Source organism: Mycolicibacterium sp. XJ870 (assembly GCF_053483975.1).
This window is the reverse complement of the sequence record NZ_JBEFTI010000001.1, coordinates 1237567-1256372: the sequence shown is the minus strand read 5'-3', so window position 1 is coordinate 1256372 and position 18806 is coordinate 1237567. Positions and strand designations below refer to the sequence as shown.

At 67.2% G+C, this 18806-nt stretch carries 19 protein-coding genes; 6 read left to right on the top strand and 13 right to left on the bottom strand.

Annotated features, from left to right (window positions below):
- Positions 1-25 precede the first annotated feature (25 nt).
- The 3 genes from ABQF30_RS06285 to ABQF30_RS06275 form a co-directional block, all read right to left on the bottom strand.
- Positions 26-769 carry an SDR family oxidoreductase gene (locus tag ABQF30_RS06285; RefSeq protein ID WP_448461927.1) on the bottom strand — a complete coding sequence of 248 codons (744 nt, stop codon included), beginning with the start codon at positions 767-769 and terminating at the stop codon, positions 26-28.
- A 161-nt stretch (positions 770-930) separates the two neighbouring features.
- Positions 931-1887, bottom strand: a complete 957-nt coding sequence (locus ABQF30_RS06280; protein WP_448461926.1) for an electron transfer flavoprotein subunit alpha/FixB family protein — start codon at positions 1885-1887, stop codon at positions 931-933.
- A 36-nt stretch (positions 1888-1923) separates the two neighbouring features.
- Positions 1924-2715: an electron transfer flavoprotein subunit beta/FixA family protein gene (locus ABQF30_RS06275; protein ID WP_448461925.1), complete on the bottom strand. Its 792-nt coding sequence runs from the start codon at positions 2713-2715 to the stop codon at positions 1924-1926.
- Between the two features lie 229 nt (positions 2716-2944).
- On the opposite strand from ABQF30_RS06275, the gene ABQF30_RS06270 reads away from it, so the two are divergent.
- The 3 genes from ABQF30_RS06270 to ABQF30_RS06260 all read left to right on the top strand — a co-directional run bounded on the left by ABQF30_RS06270 (position 2945) and on the right by ABQF30_RS06260 (position 6666).
- The gene (locus ABQF30_RS06270) at positions 2945-3730 is read left to right on the top strand and encodes a class I SAM-dependent methyltransferase (RefSeq protein ID WP_448461924.1); all 786 of its coding nucleotides are present in this window, start codon (positions 2945-2947) and stop codon (positions 3728-3730) included.
- On the top strand, positions 3727-5271 hold the full coding sequence (locus tag ABQF30_RS06265) for a 1,4-alpha-glucan branching protein domain-containing protein (RefSeq protein WP_448461923.1): 1545 nt from the start codon (positions 3727-3729) through the stop codon (positions 5269-5271). Before ABQF30_RS06270 ends, ABQF30_RS06265 begins: the two co-directional genes overlap by 4 nt.
- A 144-nt stretch (positions 5272-5415) precedes the next feature.
- Positions 5416-6666, top strand: coding sequence for a glycosyltransferase family 4 protein (locus ABQF30_RS06260; protein ID WP_448461922.1), 1251 nt, complete (start codon positions 5416-5418; stop codon positions 6664-6666).
- Here the strand turns inward: ABQF30_RS06260 and ABQF30_RS06255 are convergent.
- From ABQF30_RS06255 to ABQF30_RS06245, 3 genes are read right to left on the bottom strand one after another with little or no spacing between them, the layout of a single operon-like run.
- Positions 6663-6977 (bottom strand): DUF202 domain-containing protein, encoded by a 315-nt coding sequence (locus ABQF30_RS06255; protein WP_448461921.1) that lies wholly within the window; start codon positions 6975-6977, stop codon positions 6663-6665. The two genes, ABQF30_RS06260 and ABQF30_RS06255, sit on opposite strands and share 4 nt — an antisense overlap.
- Entirely contained in the window at positions 6974-7342 is a 369-nt protein-coding gene (locus tag ABQF30_RS06250; protein WP_448461920.1) for a YidH family protein, read from the bottom strand. The genes ABQF30_RS06255 and ABQF30_RS06250 overlap by 4 nt, the downstream gene beginning before the upstream one ends.
- Before the next feature lie 10 nt (positions 7343-7352).
- A complete protein-coding gene (locus ABQF30_RS06245; protein ID WP_448461919.1) occupies positions 7353-8093 on the bottom strand; it encodes an acyltransferase in 741 nt (246 codons plus the stop codon).
- A gap of 95 nt (positions 8094-8188) precedes the next feature.
- On the opposite strand from ABQF30_RS06245, the gene ABQF30_RS06240 reads away from it, so the two are divergent.
- Both ABQF30_RS06240 and ABQF30_RS06235 read left to right on the top strand, forming a co-directional pair.
- Positions 8189-9472, top strand: a complete 1284-nt coding sequence (locus ABQF30_RS06240; protein WP_448461918.1) for a BamB-related PQQ repeat family beta-propellar protein — start codon at positions 8189-8191, stop codon at positions 9470-9472.
- Between the two features lie 72 nt (positions 9473-9544).
- On the top strand, positions 9545-11089 hold the full coding sequence (locus ABQF30_RS06235; protein ID WP_448461917.1) for an alanine/glycine:cation symporter family protein: 1545 nt from the start codon (positions 9545-9547) through the stop codon (positions 11087-11089).
- Positions 11090-11116: 27 nt separating this feature from the next.
- On the opposite strand, the gene ABQF30_RS06230 is transcribed toward ABQF30_RS06235, so the two are convergent.
- The 7 genes from ABQF30_RS06230 to yczE form a co-directional block, all read right to left on the bottom strand.
- A complete protein-coding gene (locus ABQF30_RS06230; RefSeq protein WP_448461916.1) occupies positions 11117-11806 on the bottom strand; it encodes an esterase in 690 nt (229 codons plus the stop codon).
- A gap of 75 nt (positions 11807-11881) precedes the next feature.
- On the bottom strand, positions 11882-13057 hold the full coding sequence (locus ABQF30_RS06225) for a THUMP-like domain-containing protein (protein ID WP_448461915.1): 1176 nt from the start codon (positions 13055-13057) through the stop codon (positions 11882-11884).
- An 8-nt stretch (positions 13058-13065) separates the two neighbouring features.
- Entirely contained in the window at positions 13066-14043 is a 978-nt protein-coding gene (locus tag ABQF30_RS06220; RefSeq protein ID WP_448461914.1) for a class I SAM-dependent methyltransferase, read from the bottom strand.
- 34 nt (positions 14044-14077) lie between these two features.
- Positions 14078-14761, bottom strand: coding sequence for an enoyl-CoA hydratase (locus tag ABQF30_RS06215; protein WP_448461913.1), 684 nt, complete (start codon positions 14759-14761; stop codon positions 14078-14080).
- Positions 14758-15567: an NUDIX hydrolase gene (locus ABQF30_RS06210; RefSeq protein WP_448463496.1), complete on the bottom strand. Its 810-nt coding sequence runs from the start codon at positions 15565-15567 to the stop codon at positions 14758-14760. The genes ABQF30_RS06215 and ABQF30_RS06210 overlap by 4 nt, the downstream gene beginning before the upstream one ends.
- A 62-nt stretch (positions 15568-15629) precedes the next feature.
- Positions 15630-16505 (bottom strand): ABC transporter ATP-binding protein, encoded by an 876-nt coding sequence (locus tag ABQF30_RS06205; protein ID WP_448461912.1) that lies wholly within the window; start codon positions 16503-16505, stop codon positions 15630-15632.
- Positions 16430-17149: a membrane protein YczE gene (gene yczE / locus ABQF30_RS06200; protein WP_448461911.1), complete on the bottom strand. Its 720-nt coding sequence runs from the start codon at positions 17147-17149 to the stop codon at positions 16430-16432. The genes ABQF30_RS06205 and yczE overlap by 76 nt, the downstream gene beginning before the upstream one ends.
- A 204-nt stretch (positions 17150-17353) precedes the next feature.
- Between yczE and yczR the strand changes: the two genes are divergently transcribed.
- Positions 17354-18793 (top strand): MocR-like transcription factor YczR, encoded by a 1440-nt coding sequence (gene yczR, locus ABQF30_RS06195; RefSeq protein ID WP_448461910.1) that lies wholly within the window; start codon positions 17354-17356, stop codon positions 18791-18793.
- The last annotated feature ends 13 nt before the right edge of the window (positions 18794-18806 follow it).

Here is an 18806-nt window from a genome sequence, read left to right as displayed (position 1 = left end):
CTGTGTCTGCTCGCCGGTGAATCCGTCAGCGACCCGCGATCCAGTCGGTGAAGCGGATTTCGGCGAGCTTGCCGTCGTCGCCGGTGACCAGGTTGTCGTCGTCGACCGGTGTGCCGAAGTACGTGGCCTCCGGGTCGACCACCACAGGCTTGTCATCGCCTTGTTTTGCCAGGACCGCCTGCGCCATCTCGGCGAACGAAAGCTTTTCCGGCCCACCGATGTTGACAACTCCGTCGGCGGGCGCCGACCGCGCGGCCCGCGCCACCTCCGCGGCCACCTCGTCAGCGGCGATCAGCTGGATTCGCCCGTCGGGGACGCGCACTTCATCTCCGACCACCAGCGTTCCCGTGATCGCTTCGGCGAACTCGTGGAACTGCGTGGCGCGCACGATCGTGTACGGCAGGCCTGCGGAGACGATCACCTTTTCCTGGGCGACCTTGGCGCGCATGTATCCGCTTTCCGGCAGGCCGTCCGCGCCCACGATGGACAGTGCGACGTAATGCTGCACCCCGCTGGACTTGGCGGCGTCCACGAGATTCCGGGTCGACGTGGTGAAGAACTCCAAGACCGCGTCATCGGCGAATGACGGCGAATTGACCACATCGACAAGCACGTCGGCGCCGTTGAGCGCCTCCTCCAGCCCAGCCCCCGTCAGCACGTCGGCACCGGAGGCCCGCGATGCGGCGACGACGCCGTGGCCGGCTTCGGTGAGCAGTTCCACCACCTTGGAGCCGATCTGACCGGTGGCGCCGAAAACTGTGATCTTCATGGTGCGAATACCCTTCTCGTGTGTCGGTGACCTGTGATCACCCTGGCACTCGAGAGGCCCGCGGCGAACCCCTGAAAGTCCGTAGTCTTGCGCACCGCAAGCAGACAGAAAGGCACCCCAAGACTTCAGTCTTGGGGTGCCTTTGCGCCTGTTCGGCGGGACTAGCCCTTGCGAGCGTTGACGGCCTCGGTCAGCTGCGGGCTGACCTTGAACAGGTCGCCAACGATGCCGAGGTCGGCGATCTCGAAGATCGGCGCCTCTTCGTCCTTGTTGACCGCGATGATCGTCTTCGACGTCTGCATGCCGGCGCGGTGCTGGATCGCGCCGGAGATGCCCAGCGCGATGTACAGCTGCGGCGACACGGTCTTGCCGGTCTGACCCACCTGGAACTGGCCCGGGTAGTAGCCGGAGTCGACCGCGGCACGCGAGGCGCCGACGGCAGCACCGAGCGAGTCTGCCAGCGCCTCGACAATGGAGAAGTTGTCCGCGCTGCCGACACCGCGGCCACCGGCGACCACAACGCTGGCCTCGGCGAGCTCGGGACGGTCGCCGGCCACTGCGGGCTCACGCTTGGTGATCTTGGTCGCAGTCTCGGCCTGAGCCGGCACCTCGACGTTGACGACCTCGCCGGCACCGTCGGCCGGGGTGGCCTCGATCGAACCCGGACGCACAGTGATCACCGGGGTCTCGCTGGTGACCTGGGCCTCGACGGTGAACGCGCCACCGAAGATGCTGTGGACGCCCACCGCACCCTCCTTGACGTCGACGACATCGACCAGCAGGCCCGACCCGATGCGGGCCGCCAACCGGCCGGCGATCTCCTTGCCGTCGGCGCTGGCGGCAACCAGCACGCCGGCCGGCGCAGCCGACTCGGCGAGCCCGGCCAGCACGTCGACCACGGGGGTGATCAGATAGTTCTCGACGTCATCGGACTCGGCGACGTAAATCTTGGCCGCACCGGCGGCCTTCAATCCGTCGACCAGCGGTGCCGCGGAGCCCGGCTTGCCCACCACAACAGCGGCAGGCTCACCCAGCACCCGGGCGGCGGTAATCAATTCGGCGCTAACCTTTTTCAGCGCGCCATCGGCGTGCTCAACGAGCACAAGTACTTCAGCCATGGGATCTCGTTATGTCTTTCGCGTCTGGTGGATGGGCTAGATAAGCTTTTGGGCCACGAGGTACTCGGCGACCTTGGTTCCGCCGTCGCCTTCGTCGGTGACCTTCTCGCCGGCCGTCTTGGGCGGCTTCGGGGTCGAGGACAGCACCTTGGATCCGGCATTGGCCACGCCGACCTCGTCGGCCTCCACCCCGATCTCGGCCAGGGTGAGCACGGTGACTTCCTTCTTCTTCGCGGCCATGATGCCCTTGAAGGACGGGAAGCGCGGCTCGTTGATCTTCTCGTTGACGCTGACCACGGCCGGCAACGAGGCCTCGAGGGTGAACACACCGTCGTCGGTCTCGCGCTCGGCGGTGACCTTTCCGCCCTCGACAGTCAGCTTGCGCACGTGGGTGAGCTGGGGCAGGCCCAGGTACTCGGCGATGACCGCCGGGACCGCGCCGCCGACACCGTCGGTGGCCTCGTTGCCTGCGATGACCAGCTCGGTGCCCTCGATGGTGCCCAGTGCGCGGGCCAGCGCCCACGCGGTCTGGATGACGTCGGAACCGTGCAGCCCGTCGTCCTTGAGGTGCACGGCCTTGTCGGCGCCCATGGACAGGGCCTTGCGGATCGCCTCGGTAGCGCGCTCCGGACCGGCGGTCAGCAGGGTGACAGTGCTGTCTCCACCCTCCCGCTCCTTGATCAACAGTGCCTCTTCGACAGCACGCTCGTTGATCTCGTCGAGCACGGCATCGGCGGCCTCACGGTCGAGGGTGAAATCGCCGTCGGACAGCTTCCGCTCCGACCAAGTGTCTGGGACCTGTTTGATCAGGACCACGATGTTCGTCATGACTCTGGTTCGTCCTCCTCGATGGGGCCGGTGGTCGGCCTGCCATATCACGTTCTAAGCCACTAGCACCATGTTACCCGTCGGTAACTTGCGGTGGTTCGCACGAACACCATAGCTGGTCGAAGTTCGCATTCCGGCCTCCCCTATCACACCCGAGACATCGGCAAGTGTTGGTTGATCCGCTACCAACACCTTCACCCTGGGTAAGCCTGGGTTAGCCTGCCTTCCAATGAGCGCAATCGTGGGCGGCCCGGACAGTGCCGGGCCCCAGGCCCTACCCCTGACCGGCGAGCGGACGATCCCCGGCCTGGCTGAGGAAAACTACTGGTTCCGCCGCCACGAGGTGGTCTACCAACGACTGGCCGATCGCTGCGCGGGGCGCGACGTCCTGGAGGCCGGCTGCGGTGAGGGATATGGCGCCGACCTGATCGCCGACGTGGCACGTCAGGTCATCGGACTGGATTACGACGAGGCCACCGTCGCCCATGTCCGGGCCCGGTATCCGCGGGTGGACATCCGCCACGGCAACCTCGCCGAGCTGCCCCTACCCGACGGCTCCGTGGACGTCGTCGTGAATTTCCAGGTCATCGAACACCTGTGGGACCAGGCACAATTCGTTGGCGAGTGTTTCCGGGTATTGAGACCTGGTGGCCGGATCCTCATCTCGACCCCCAACCGCATCACCTTCTCCCCGGGCCGCGACACCCCGCTCAACCCGTTCCACACCCGGGAACTCAACGCCGCCGAGCTGACCGAACTGCTGGAAACGGCCGGCTTCGATGTCGAAGGCGTGTACGGGGTCTTTCACGGCGCCGGGCTGGCCGAACTGGATGCCCGGCACGGCGGATCGATCATCGAGGCCCAGGTACAGCGTGCGGTTGCCGACGCACCATGGCCCGAGCACCTTCTCGCCGACGTCGCCGCGGTGACCACCGACGACTTCGACCTCACCGCAGCCGGCGACCGCGACATCGATGACAGCCTCGATCTGGTAGCGATCGCGGTACGGCCGTGACTGTCCAATCCGACGGCGACGTACCGGGGCTTTTCACCCTCGTACTGCACACGCATCTGCCCTGGCTTGCGCACCATGGTCGCTGGCCGGTGGGCGAGGAGTGGCTCTATCAGTCGTGGGCGGCGGCCTATCTGCCGCTGCTGCGAGTTCTGCGCACGCTGGCCGCCGAGGATCGCCGGCACCTGATCACGCTGGGGATGACCCCGGTGGTGACCGCGCAACTCGACGATCCGTACTGCTTGACGGGCATGCACCACTGGCTGGCCAACTGGCACCTGCGGGCGTTGGAAGCCACCACATTGCGTGATCCGGAAACCTTGCGGGAGTTCGGGTCTCGCGAATACGCCGAGGCCGGCTCGGCGATCGAGGATTTCACCGCCCACTGGCGCCACGGTGCGAGCCCGCTGCTGCGCGAGCTGATCGACGCCGAAACCATCGAGTTGCTCGGCGGGCCGCTGTCGCATCCGTTCCAGCCGCTGCTGAATCCGCGGCTTCGCGAGTTCGCGCTGCGCGAGGGTCTGGCCGACGCCCAGGCGCGCTTCGCCCACACCCCGGCAGGCATCTGGGCGCCGGAGTGCGCCTACGCGCCCGGCATGGAAACCGGTTACGCCGCAGCAGGTGTCAGCCACTTCATGGTCGACGGACCGTCTCTGCACGGCGACACCGCGTTGGGCCGACCTGTCGGTGATTCCGACGTCGTCGCGTTCGGCCGCGACCTGCAGGTCAGCTACCGGGTGTGGTCGCCCAAGTCCGGCTACCCGGGCCACGCCGCCTACCGCGACTTCCACACCTACGACCACACCACCGGCCTGAAACCGGCACGCGTCACCGGGCGCAACGTCCCGTCCGACGAGAAGGCGCCGTACGACGCGCAACGCGCCGACCGCGCCGTCGACGATCACGTCGCCGACTTTGTCGAGGTGGTCCGGCAACGGCTCATCGGCGAGAGCGAACGGATCGGCAGGCCGGCCCACGTGGTGGCCGCCTTCGACACCGAACTGTTCGGCCACTGGTGGTACGAGGGACCCGTCTGGCTGGAGCGCGTGCTGCGGGCGCTGCCGGAGGCCGGGGTGCGGGTCGGCACGCTGGCCGACGCCAGGTCTGACGGATTTGTCGGCGCCCCAGTTGAATTGCCGCCAAGCTCGTGGGGTTCGGGCAAGGACTGGCAGGTATGGAATGGCGCGGTGGTGAGCGATCTGGTGCAGCTCAACAACGAGGTCGTCGACAACGCGCTGAGCACCGTGGACAAGGCTCTGACCCAGCACGCGGCAATCGGCTCCCCCACACCGCGCGACCGGGTGGCCGATCAGATTCTGCGCGAAACACTGCTGACGGTGTCCAGCGACTGGCCGTTCATGGTCAGCAAGGATTCGGCCGCCGAATACGCGCGCTACCGCGCGCACCTGCACGCGCACGCCACCCGCGAGATATCCGATGCACTGGCGGCGGGCCGTCGCGAGCAGGCCGAGCGACTCGCCGACGGCTGGAACAAGGCCGACGGCCTGTTCGGCGCCCTCGACGCCCGGCGGCTCCCGAGATGACCTCCCCCACCCGGGATCCTCTCCCACCCCCCACCCGGGATCCTCTCCCACCCCCCACCCGACGAGCGTGCGGGTCTGTTGCCCGACACGCCGCAAAACAACAGCATTTTGCGCACGCTCGCCGAAACCAGAAGGCATAAAACAGTGAAGATCCTGATGGTGTCGTGGGAGTATCCGCCGGTGGTCGTCGGCGGCCTGGGCCGGCACGTGCATCACCTGGCCACCGCACTGGCCGACGCCGGTCACGAGGTCGTGGTGCTCAGCCGTCGGCCGTCAGGCACCGATCCGAGCACCCACCCCTCCACCGACGAGGTCAGCGAGGGGGTCCGCGTCGTCGCCGCCGCCCAGGACCCGCACGAATTCGACTTCGGCACCGACATGATGGCCTGGACGCTGGCAATGGGCCACGCCATGGTCCGCACTGGGCTGGCGGTGAAGGACAGCACGGGCGGCCCGTGGATACCCGATGTGGTGCATGCGCACGACTGGCTGGTGGCCCACCCCGCTATCGCACTGGCCGAATTCTTCGATGTACCACTGGTTTCCACCATCCATGCCACCGAGGCCGGCAGGCACTCCGGCTGGGTGTCGGGTCCGATCAGCCGACAGGTGCATGCCGTCGAATCATGGCTGGTACGCGAGTCCGATTCGCTCATAACCTGTTCGGCGTCGATGAGCGACGAGATCACCGAACTGTTCGGGCCGGAGTTGTCCGAAATCCGCGTGATCCGCAACGGCATCGACGCAGCGCTGTGGCCGTTCGCCCGGCGGCGGCCGCGGCAGGGCCCCGCGCAGTTGCTCTATGTCGGGCGCCTCGAATACGAAAAGGGCATCCACGACGCGATCGCGGCCCTGCCCCGCATCCGGCGCGCGCATCCCGGCACCACACTGATCATCGCCGGCGACGGCACACAGCAGCAGTGGCTCATCGAGCAAGCCCGAAAGCACAAGGTGCTCAAGGCCACCCGGTTCGTCGGACGGCTCGGTCACGAGGATTTGGTGCGCGCACTACAGGCCGCCGACGCCGCCGTGCTGCCCAGCCACTACGAGCCGTTCGGAATCGTGGCGTTGGAAGCCGCGGCGACCGGCACGCCGCTGGTGACCTCCAATGTCGGCGGACTCGGCGAGGCCGTGATCGACGGTCAGACCGGGATGTCTTTCGCACCACGCGATGTCGCCGGCCTGGCCGCCGCGGTGCGCGCCGTGCTCGACGAGCCCGACGCCGCGCAACGTCGCGCGATCGCCGCCCGGGACCGGCTCACCTCGGACTTCGACTGGCACACCGTTGCCGCCGAGACATCGCAGGTGTACCTGGCAGCCAAACGCGCCGAACGCGAACCGCACGCCCGTCGCACGATTGTGGAACGGCCACTGCCCGAACGATCAGACTCCTAGAACGGTAGCGAAAGTACCGACACGGCAATGAGAATGAGCACGCCCACCGTCACCACATGGACTTCGACGGTGGGTGCCAGTCGCGTCGGCAGCGGCTCACGGGCAAGCTGGCGCTGTCGACGCACCCCGACCAGGTAGGTGAGCAGCGAGATCACCACCGCGACGCCCGCCGCCACCAACCCGAACCCGGCCCGATGGTCCTGCAGGTCGTGCAGCATGTGCAGCGCCCCGGTGCCCAGCACCGCGAACGAGGTCCGTGTCCAGGACAGTGCCGTTCGCTGCGCGGGCAGGGTCTGTTCGAAAGTTCTCAACCGGTGACCAGCTTCACCACGGCGCCGGCCAAGACCAGCAGGCCGATCACACACAGTCCGACCGCGAGATAGCCCGGGGTGGGATGGCGTGGCAGCGCCGTGCCGGCCCGCATGGCGCGGTCGACTTGGCGCCAGCGCCACAGCCCCACACCGGCGGTCGCCGTCGCCAACAACGTCAGCACCACCCCCAGGACGTGGCGGGCGCCGGGCAGGCCCAGTTCTGGAACGAATTGGATGACCGCGACCGCGGCGGCCAACAGCCCCAGGGAGGTCCGCTGCCACGCAAGAAATGTCCGCTCGTTGGCGAGCGTGAATCGGTAGTCCGGCTCCTCGTCGGGCTGCGGGGTCTGGCCGGACTGCTGCACCGCTGTGAGCTTAGTTGCTCGCGGCCTTCTTGCGTTCGATATCGGCTAGCGCCGCAGCCATTTCGGCCCTTTGAGCAGCCGAAGTCTCCCACGCCAGCTTTCGGTTCTTCACCACTTTGGCGGGCGAACCTACAGCGATCGAGAAGTCGGGGACGTCGCCTTTGACCACGGCGTGGGCGCCCAGCACACAGCCGCGGCCGATCGTGGTGCCGCGCAGAATGGTCACCTTGGCGGCGATCCAGGTGTCGGGCCCGATCCGCACCGGGCTCTTGACGATGCCTTGATCCTTGATCGGGACGTCGATGTTGTCCATCTTGTGGTCGAAGTCGCACACATAGCACCAGTCGGCCATCAGCGCGGAGTCACCGAGTTCGATGTCGAGGTAGGTGTTGATGACGTTGTCACGCCCGAGCACCACCTTGTCGCCGATGCGCAACGAGCCCTCATGGCAGCGAATGGTGTTCTTGTCACCGATGTGCACCCAGCGGCCGATCTCCATCTGAGCGAGTTCGGGGGTGCACTGGATCTCCACGCCCTTACCCAGGAACACCATCCCCCGGGTGATGATGTGCGGGTTGGCCAACTTGAACTTCAGCAGCCGCCAGTACCGCACCAGGTACCACGGGCCGAACGCGCGGTTGGCGATGACCCACTTCAGCGATGCCATCGTGAGAAAGTCGGCCTGGCGCGGATCGCGCAATCGGGACCCCCGCCACCGCTTGTGAATCGGCGCGCCCCACATCGTCGTCATGGCCGGAAAGCCTACGCGAGCGCGTGGGGGGCGCCGGGTTACCCTCACCTGGTCCATCCATACGGACCAGCCCCGCTTTCCGACGAAAGGACACCGTGTTCCGGCGATACCTCGCGCTGGCGGTAACTGCGCTGCTCACGGGCCTTCTCGCCGGTTGTCAGAACACTGATTCCTGGGTAGAGGCGCATCCGGCGTCGGGCTGGCCCGCCCAATACGGCGACGCTGCCAACAGCAGTTATCAGGACTCTTCCGGGGCCGAGGCCCTGCGGCTGGAGTGGAGCCGGTCCGTCAAGGGCGACGTGGGCGCCCAGGTCGCCCTCGCCTCAGGCAGCTATCTCGCGGTCAATGCCCAGACAGCGGGCGGCTGCTCGCTGATGGTCTGGGAGGCGGACAACAACGCGCGCCAACGCTGGTGCACCCGGCTCGTGCAGGGCGGTGGCTGGTCGGGCCCGCTTTTCGACGGGTTCGACAACGTGTACGTGGGCCAGCCCGGCACCATGATGTCCTTCCCGTCGACTCAGTGGATCCGGTGGCGCCAGCCGGTGATCGGGATGCCGACCACCCCGCGGATCCTCGCCGACGGCCAGCTGCTCGTGATCACCCACTTGGGTCAGGTGCTGCTGTTCGACGCCCACCGCGGCACGGTCGAGGGGACACCGCTGGACCTCATCTCGGGCGTCGACCCGACCGACTCGCAGCGCGGCCTTCCCGACTGCCCGTTGGCCCGGTCGCGGTGCCCCGTGGCGGCCGCGCCCGCGTTCTCCGCTGCCACCAACATCGTGGTGCTCAGCTTGTGGGAGCCCGGGACAGAGGCGCCTGTTCTGGTCGGCCTGCGGTACCGACCCGGCCAGCAGCCGCTGCTGACGCGGGAGTGGACCAGCGACGCGGCAGGCCGCGGACCACTGGCCAGCCCGGTGCTGTCGGCGGACGGCGCAACGGCCTACGTCAACGGCCGCGATGAACGGCTGTGGGCGATCAACACCGCCGACGGCTCAGCGAAATGGTCGGTGCCACTGGACTATCTGGCCCAAACTCCGCCGTCGGTGTCCCCGGACGGCCTGATCGTGACCGGTGGTGGCCCCGAGGCCAAGCTGGTCGCGGTACGTGACGCCGGAGACCGCGGCGAGGTGGCCTGGACCCGCGACGACGTCGCACCGCTGTCCGCCACCAGCCGGTCCGGCTCGACGGGATACACCGTGGCCCGCCAGGGCGGGCATGGTCAGGCGCTGCTGGTATTCGACAGCGGCGACGGGCACACCCTCAACACCTATCCCCTGCCCGAGGCGACCGGCTGGCCCGTCGGAGTCTCCATCGGCCACGACGGCCGCGTCGTCACCGCAACCAGCGACGGACAGGTGTACGGCTTCGCGCCCGCCTGAGGATGCTGAGAGCTAACCGCGAATTGACAGATTCTTAACGGAAACAAGTCAACGACGTGCCAGGATCCGAACGTGTCGGATTTCCTTGACTACGTAAATGGCTACGTCTGGAGCAGCGCACTGGTGTATCTGTGCCTGGCTGCCGGCGTGTACTTCTCGATCCGCACGCGACTCGTCCAGGTACGCCAGGTGCCGGAGATGATCCGGCTGATGCTCAAAGGCGAGAAGTCGCCGTCGGGGGTGTCGTCATTCCAGGCGCTGACCATGTCGCTCGCGGGGCGGGTCGGCACCGGCAACATCGCAGGCGTGGCGACCGCGATCGCGTTCGGCGGCCCCGGCGCGCTGTTCTGGATGTGGGCAGTCGCCTTCCTCGGCGCGTCGACATCGTTCGTCGAATGCACGCTTGGCCAGATCTACAAGACCCGCGACCAGCTGACCGGCGAGTACCGGGGCGGGCCGGCCTACTACCTCAGCCGGGCGCTTGCGCATACGCGTGGCGCCGGATTCTTCAAGGTGTACGGGTTCGTCTTCGCGGCCGTCACGATTCTGGCCTGCGGTCTGCTCCTGCCCAGCGTGCAGTCCAATTCGATGGCCGCCGCGATGAGTTCGGCCTGGGGTTTCTCCACCTGGTGGGTGGGGGTCGGTACGGTGATCGTGCTTGCCTTCGTCATCATCGGCGGCGTCAAGCGCATCGCGGCCTTCGCGTCGATCGTGGTGCCGTTCATGGCGGTCGTCTACATCGTGCTTGCTCTGGTGATCGTCGCGGTGAATGCCGCCGAGGTGCCTGAGATTCTGCGGATGATCTTCGCCAGCGCGTTCGGACTGGACTCCGCGTTCGGCGCGATCATCGGATCTGCCGTGATGTGGGGGGTCAAGCGCGGCATCTACTCCAACGAGGCGGGCCAGGGCACCGGCCCGCACGCCGCCGCGGCGGCCGAGGTCTCCCACCCGGCCAAGCAGGGTCTGGTTCAGGCGTTCGCGGTGTACGTCGACACGCTGTTCATCTGTTCGGCTACCGGCTTCCTCATCCTGTCGACGGGCGCCTATCGCGTCTTCGAAGGAGAGAGCGAGACAGGCGCGGTGCTCGCCGACGGCGGCCTGCTGCCGTCGGACGCCGCGGTGGGACCGGCCTTCGCACAGGTCGGCTTCGACTCGCTGTGGAATGGGGCCGGAGCTTCGTTCATCGCAGTCTCGTTGGCGTTCTTCTGCTTCACCACGATGGTCGCCTACTACTACATGGCCGAGACGAACCTTCGGTTCATCCTCGGCAAGGCGGCATCGATCCAAGTTCCACTGATCCGCGGCAGCGTGGGGTCGAACGCCACGATGCTGCTACAGGCCTTGATTCTGGTGTCGGTGATGATCGGCGCAACCTCGACGGCCACGGAGGCCTGGACGCTCGGCGACATCGGAGTCGGCTTGATGGCCTGGCTGAACATCATCGGCATCATCATCTTGCAGCGACCGGCACTCGCTGCGCTGTGGGATTACGAGAAGCAGCAGAAGGCCGGACTGGACCCCGTTTTCGATCCGCTCACTCTGGGAATCGCCGGCGCGAAGTTCTGGGAATCCTACGACCCCACCGGCGAGAAACACCGTGCGTCGACGGTGATATGACAGCCGCCTGCGGCGTACTCAGGCTCCTCAGGCCAGCATCGGCGCCACAGCAGCCCGCGGCACGGCGGCCTGGGTTGCACCGGCAGTCTCGGCCAATAGTTCGCCCTGGCCGAAGAAGAAAATCACCGATTCGTCGGTGATCGCGAAGTTCTGGTAGTGCGCGGGGTCTTGTCCGACACCCGGCGGTATCGCCTGCTCGACACCCGACTGCTTCTGCAGTTCGCGCTGCACGATCGGGAAGATCACTTCGAGCGGCTTGGTTCCCGGTTTGAACAACGTGTCGAACGTGATGGGCTGCCGGGTGGCCTCGTCGTAATTGAACGACTTGTACCAAGTCTGCGGATAAGCACCGCCGACGTTCTGGTAGACCTCGAACACCATGCTCCGGGTGCGTGGCGGTATGCCTGAGGTGTAGGCAGTCCCCTTGGCGTCCAACACATACGGCTGATCTCGTGACCCCGGCATATCCGAGACATTGATGAAGCCGTCCCGGGTCTGGGTCAGATAACCCCCCAGCGCCAGTTGGTCGGGGTACCCCACCGGGAACGTGTAGTCCAGGGTGTAGGCGGCGTTGGCGGTGTGCACCTGGCACACCTGGTCGCGGTCGACGGTGCCGCCGAGTTGGGCGCACACCGTCTGCGCAGTGGCCACCGGCACGCCTGCGCAGCCGACAAGCACACCGGCCGTCAGCAGCGCCGCCATCGTGGGAATTCGCATCGTCAGTCGTCCTTGTCGGCGGCGATCAACGGCGCCGGGGAGATTCCGGCGCTTGCGGCCAAGCGTACTGGCGGCTCACCGCGACGGCCGACAAATGAATGCCGATGCTCGACTGGCCGCCCCGGATCCCAACCGGGCGATCACCACCGCCAGATGCTCCGTCCCGCGCAGCCGCAACCGCGCCCGCAGGACATCGGGGTCCACGTCGACGCCGCGAACGAGAATCTCGACCGCCCCCACCGAGCGCGCGGCCAGCGCAGCCCGTAACCGCCGCTCGTGGTAGCCGAGTACTTCGAGCACCTCGAACCCGCGCACGCCTTCCGGCAGGTGATCACCGGACAGGTAGGCGATATCGGGGTCCAGCTGCCACAGTCCGTGCCGCGCCGCGTAGTGGCGGACCAGTCCGGCCCGCACGATGGCGCCGTCAGGGTCGACGATCCATCGACCGGCCGGTGCCACCGGGCAGTCATCGGGGTCGGCGTCGGTGATCTGCTCGTCACGGTCCAGCACGGTGGCCCGTCTGCGCACCCCGGCACCGGCCAGACCGGGCGACCAGAGACACGCCTCTCGGACACCACCGGAAACGGAGGTCACCTCGATCTCACCAACGAACCCCATCCGCTCGAGTGCATCGAAATCGATTCCCGGAGCACACTTTACGACGAGGTCTCGGTCACGGTAGGCGTCCAGCACGGCATCGAGCGCCGGGGTGTAGGCGCGCGGATCGAATCTGCGCCGACCCCCCTGCCGCCGCGCGGGGTCCACGATCACCACCGTGTCGGTGGTGATGGGGCGCAACGCGTCGGCGCGGCACAGCGGGACGGCGGGCCCGCCGTCGTCAAGATTGTTGGCGGCCATCGCCAACCGCACCGGGTCCAGGTCGCTGCCCACCAGTTGGGCAGCCGAATCACGCAGTGCGGCAAGCTCACTGCCGATGGAGCAGGTGGCGTCGTGCACCCGCGCGCCGGCCAGGCGTGCTGCCCGGTGCGCGGCGACCGGGGCAGCCGTGGCCTGCTGCAGCGCCTCGTCGGTGAACAGCCAGCGCGACGGGTCGCCGAATTTGGCGGCTGCCCGCCGGCGCAGCTGTACGGTCTCGATCAGCACAGCCGCGCGGTCACCGAATTGCTTTCGCAGAGCGCCGATGTCGTTGACGAGCGTGCTGCCCGACAGCGCAAACCCCGCAGCCTCACGAAGCGCCTGCCGACCTGCTTCCGATCGCAGGTACGCGACGTGGGAGAGGTCGAAAACCACCCCACCTCTCAGGGCTTGACTCCGGTCACCATCACGTTGTAGAACCAGCCCTTGGGCACCACCCGGCGCCACACATTGGCGTCCACCCAGCTCAGTGTGGTCCAGCTGCCGAACGCGAACTTTGCCCAGCCCCAGCCGAGCTTGCCGGGGGGCACAGTCGACTCGAACGTGCGCACCGGCCAGCCCAGCATCGCGGCAGTGAACTCCTCGCTCGCGGTGCGTACGTCGACAGCACCTGCGTTCGACGCCATCTTCTCCAGGTCGGCTGGGTCGAAGGTGTGCAGGTCGACGATCCACTCCAGCGCAGCGGCCCGCGAATTCTCGTCCAGCTCCTCCTGGGGCCGGCGCCAGCTGCTCAGGCCGGGAAGCTTCATCGCCTGAACGGTTGTCTTCCACGTCAGGTCGGCCAGTGCGCGGGCATAGGTGTTACCCACCTTGGTGGGCTCACCGGCGAACACGAACCGGCCGCCCGGCTTGAGCACCCGGACCACCTCACGCAAGGACAGCTCGACGTCCGGGATGTGGTGCAGCACGGCATGCCCGACAACCAGGTCGAAGGTGTTGTCGTCGTACGGGATGCCCTCGGCATCGGCGACCCGGCCATCGATGTCCAGGCCGAGCGACTGCCCGTTACGAGTGGCCACCTTCACCATGCCCGGCGACAGATCGGTAACCGAACCGCGCCGCGCCACCCCGGACTGCACCAGGTTGAGAAGGAAGAACCCCGTGCCACAGCCCAACTCCAGAGCCCGGTCGTAGGGCAGCTCACGCTGCTCGGATTCGGGGACGATGGCGTCGAAGCGGCCGCGAGCGTAGTCGATGCAGCGCTGGTCGTAGGAGATCGACCACTTGTCGTCGTAAGACTCGGCTTCCCAGTCGTGGTAGAGGACCTGGGCCAGCTTGGTGTCATGCCTGGCGGCCTCGACCTGTTCGGCCGTGGCGTGCGGGTTGGGAGCCGGTTCGGTGGCATCCTTGGTTTCCGTCATGCAGGGCAGCCTAACGGCCGCCGTCAGGCCATCGTCAGGGCCGGTCGGCCACCCGATCGACCGGCCCGTCGACGGAAGCCTTGGCGGCCGCCAGAACTTCCACCGGATGCTCGACCAAGCGCCGCGCCCAGGCCAGTGCGGCGTCGTAGACGTGGTCGGGGGCCACCATCTCGTCGATCAGACCCAACTCGACAGCTTCCTGGGCGCCCACGAACCGTCCGCTGAACACCAGCTCCTTGGCCTTGCTGGCCCCGATTGCCGCAGCGAGGCGCGCGCCCCCGCCACCGCGGGGTGCCAGGCCGCCCAAGATCTCAGTCGACCCGAGCTTGACGTTGTCCCCGCTGACCCGCCAGTCCGCGGCCAGCGCCAGGCTCAACCCGCTGCCCAACGCGTAACCGGTGATCGCCGCGACCGTCGGTTTGGGGATGGCGGCCACGGCCTCCATGCAGCGTCGCAGCGCTTTGTCGGCCGCGGCGGCTTCCTCGCTGTTCAGCGTGCGCAGCTCGGGGACGTCGTCGCCCGCACAGAAGCTCTCGTGCCCGCCGAAAAGGATCACCGCAGCCACCTCGGTGCGCTCGGCAAGGTCGGCGGCGGCCGTGGAGATCTCCCGGTACATCTGCCGAGTCAGGGCATTGGTCGGGGGTCGCGACAGCAATAGGGTCGCGACGCCCTCCTGCTCGGGTGCGGCCCCGATGACGACGCTGACGAATTCGTTCACTGAGCCGATTCCCCGGTCGCTCCGCTCCTGCCCACCGGTGACCGGTGATTCCGCGCCGCGTTATAACGGTCGCCGTCGAAGAACTCGATCTCCCAATTGCCGCCTCCGACAGCCAGGCTCGGTTCGACCGCGACGATCTTGCGCTCCACCGCCAGCACCTCGGCCACGGTGCGGCCGTTGAGCGAGTCCAACTGGGTCCAGGTAGGCGGCAGCAGGAATGTCCGGCCCTCGGCGAAATCGTCGAGCCCGGCCTGGGGGGTGGCCCAGAACGCCCGGTCGCTCTCGGTGTTCTCGCCGTCGGCCCGCTGCCCTTCCGGCAATGCCCCAACGAAGAAGTAGGTGTCGTAGCGGCGGGTGCGTTCCTCCTTGGGGGTCACCCAGTTGGCCCACGGCCGTAGGAGATCAGCGCGGAGCACCAGTTTCTCGTCGCGCAGGAAGTCCGCGAACGAGAGCGAGTTGTTGGCCAGCGCAGCACGGGCGTCGCCGTACACCGACGCGTCGGAGATGATGCCCGGGTCGCCTGAGCCATTCTGGGGGCCGGCGAAAAGCACTCCGGACTCCTCGAAAGTCTCCCGTGCCGCGGCGCAGACGAGCGCCTCGGCCAGACCGGTGTCCACGCCAAGCCGTTGCGCCCACCACGAAGGCTCAGGCCCGAACCACGCGATATCGGCGTTGCGGTCGCGGTCGTCGACACCGCCGCCCGGGAACACCATGACACCGGCGACGAACTCCATCGCCGCATGCCGACGCATCAGGAACACCTCGATTTCCGGCGAAGTCCCTCGGCGTGTGTCGCGGACCAACATCACCGTCGCGGCAGGCCGCGGCACCAGTGGGTCTTTTTCGGTCGGCTCCTCGCGCAAGCTACTCAATCTCGCCTCCTGTGCGCTGCCCGGCTTCTGACCCGACGGGCGAAGTACCGCCCGTCCATCACATCCAGGGCTATGGACTGGCCGAACGCCTTGGACAGGTTCTCTGCAGTCAACACGTCGGTCAGTAGCCCCGAAGCAACCACCTTGCCCTCGGACAGGATCATGCCGTGGCTGAAACCCAGTGGAATCTCCTCAACGTGATGGGTGACCAGCACCATCGCCGGTGAATCCGGGTCGGCCGCCAGGTCGGTCAGGCGCGCCACGAGATCCTCGCGGCCACCCAGATCCAGTCCGGCAGCGGGTTCGTCGAGCAGCAACAGTTCCGGGTCGGTCATCAACGAGCGGGCGATCAGCACCCGCTTGCGTTCACCTTCGGACAACGTGCCGTAGGTGCGTTCAGCGAGATGTTCGGCGCCGACACTTTCGAGCATGTCCACTGCCTGCACGTAGTCGACGTCCTCGTAACTCTCGCGCCACCGCCCCAGCACGGCGTACCCGGCCGATACCACGAGATCGCGTACCACTTCGTCGTCGGGGATCCGCTCAGACAGTGCCGAGCTGCTCAGCCCGACCCGGGATCGCAGTTCGGACATGTCGGTGCGGCCGAGCCGTTCACCCAGCACGTAAGCGGTTCCCGACGACGGATGCTCGTTCGCCGCGGCGATCCGCAGCAGCGAGGTCTTGCCCGCGCCGTTCGGTCCGATGATCACCCAGCGCTCGTCGAGTTCGACGGCCCAGGTGATGGGCCCGACGAGAGTGCTCCCGCCCCGGCGCAGGGTGACCCTGGCGAAGTCGATCAGCAGGTCGTCCCGGTCGGCACCGTCGGCTGTACCGCCGGCGCCGTCTTCTCCGTCTTCTCCGGTTGCGGGCACTCGCTCATCGTAGTGTCGCGTTCCCGGCGTGCCCGGCTGCCACCGCCGAAATCGTGGAAAAGCATGCGACGTGGGGTAAGTCGCAGGAACAGCTGCACGAGCGGCCCGATTCCGAAGGCATAGAGGACGGTGCCGACGCCGACGCTGCCACCGAGCAGCCAGCCGATGACCAACACGGTCGCCTCGATGCCGGTGCGTACCAGTCGGACCGACAAACCGGTGCGGGCGACCAGACCGGTCATCAGACCGTCGCGCGGACCCGGCCCGAGACCGGCGCCGATATAGAGGACCGTGCTGATGGCGTTGAGGATCACTGCGCCCACCATCATCGCGATGCGTACCGGCATCGCCGACGGCGCGGGCAGCACCGCCAGGGTGGCGTCCACGGTGACGGCGATGACGATGACGTTGGCGACCGTGCCGATGCCGGGCCGGTTTCGCAGCGGGATCCACGCCAGCAGCACAACCACGCCGACCACCGCCGTAGCCATGCCGATGGTCATCGGGGTGTGCCGGGTCAGGCCCTGATGGAACACGTCCCAGGGGTCCAGCCCGAGGCCGGCGCGCACCATCATTCCCATCGAGAAGCCATAGCCGACCAGACCGACGACCAGCAGCGCTCCGCGAGAGAACGCGGCTCTCATGAATGGTGCTGGAAGCGCAGCCGGATCATCTCCAGGTCATGCCGAATCCGTTCCTCGTCGCGATCCAGTGGATCGGGCGAAGGCCAGTTGAACACCCGGGTCAGTGAATCAGCGAGTCGTGATAGCCAATTTATGTGCATGAGCCGATAATCCCGGCGATCTGGCTTGCCATTCAATAGCCAGTTAGAGGACACTGGCATCAATATGAGCACTGAAATGGCGGCACGAGCGCTCGATGTGGACCTTTTGGCACGCGAGTTAGGCAACTGGCGTACATCCAGTCTGAGCGGGCCCGCCTACCTTGGCCTTGCTGACGCGATCCGGCTGCTCATCGTGGACGGGCGGGTTCCAGTCGGATCGCGGCTACCGAGCGAGCGTGCCCTGGCCGACGCGCTGCGGGTGTCCCGCACCACTGTCACCGCGGCGTTCACACAACTGCGCGACGACGGCTACCTCAACGCCCGTCGCGGGGCCCGTAGCACCGCCGCCCTGCCCGCGCGCCCCGCGGCCACAGTCGAGGCAGGCACACCGACGATCAATCTCGCCGCGGCTGCCCTGTCCGCCCCCAGCGCGGCCGTCATCGAGGCGTTCGGCGAGGCGGCCAAGGACCTCACGCCGTATCTGCGCGCACCAGGTCACGAGTTGATGGGCGTCAGCTCGCTTCGCGAGGTCATCGCCGAAAGATACTGTGCGCGGGGCCTTCCCACTGATCCCAGCCAGATCATGGTGACCAGCGGCGCCCAGCACGCGATTGGCCTGATCCTGACGTCACACACTCAGCCCGGCGATCGGGTACTGGTCGAACAACCCACGTATCACGGTGCGTTGTCGGCGATCTCGACCGCCGGCGCCCGCGCGGTTCCGGTTGCGCTCACCGACGACGGCTGGGAGCTGGGTGCAGTGCACGCGGCGCTACGCCAACTGGCACCGAGCTTGGCCTACCTGATCCCCGACAATCACAACCCGACCGGGTTCACCATGCCTGCTGCCGAGCGAAAGCAGTTGGGGAAGATCATCTCCGAGACCCGGACCCGCACCATCGTCGACGAGTCGATCAGCGACATGTGGATGGATCAGGCGCCGCCGGAGCCACTGGCCGGGTCGGTGGGACGGCACGACCTGGTACTCACCATCGGGTCGATGTCGAAATCGTTCTGGGGCGGTCTTCGGGTGGGCTGGATACGCGCCGAGCGCAGCACGCTGGCCACCATCGCCGCCATTCGCCCTTCGGTGGATCTGGGCACGCCGATCCTCGAACAGCTCGCTGCAGCAAGGCTTCTCGCGATGCGCGACGACATTCTGCCCGAACGCCGAGAGCTGCTCCGCACCCGCCGGGCGTACCTGGTATCGCTGCTGGAACGCGAACTGCCGGACTGGCAACCGGGTCCGGGCCGCGGCGGGATGTCGCTGTGGATCAAACTGCCCGCGCCGATGAGCACGGCGTTGGCGGCCGCGGCGTCGCGGCTGGGTGTGGATCTACCCGCCGGCCCCAGGTTCGGCGTGGACGGCACGCTGGAGCGGTTCGTGCGACTGCCCTACTCGCTGCCCGAACCCCGGCTTGAGGAGGCCGTCGAACTGCTGGTGCGAGCGTGGCACAGCGTCACCGGCACGGTCGAACCACAGCGTCAGACGTTGGTGGTCTAAAAAGTTCCGGGGC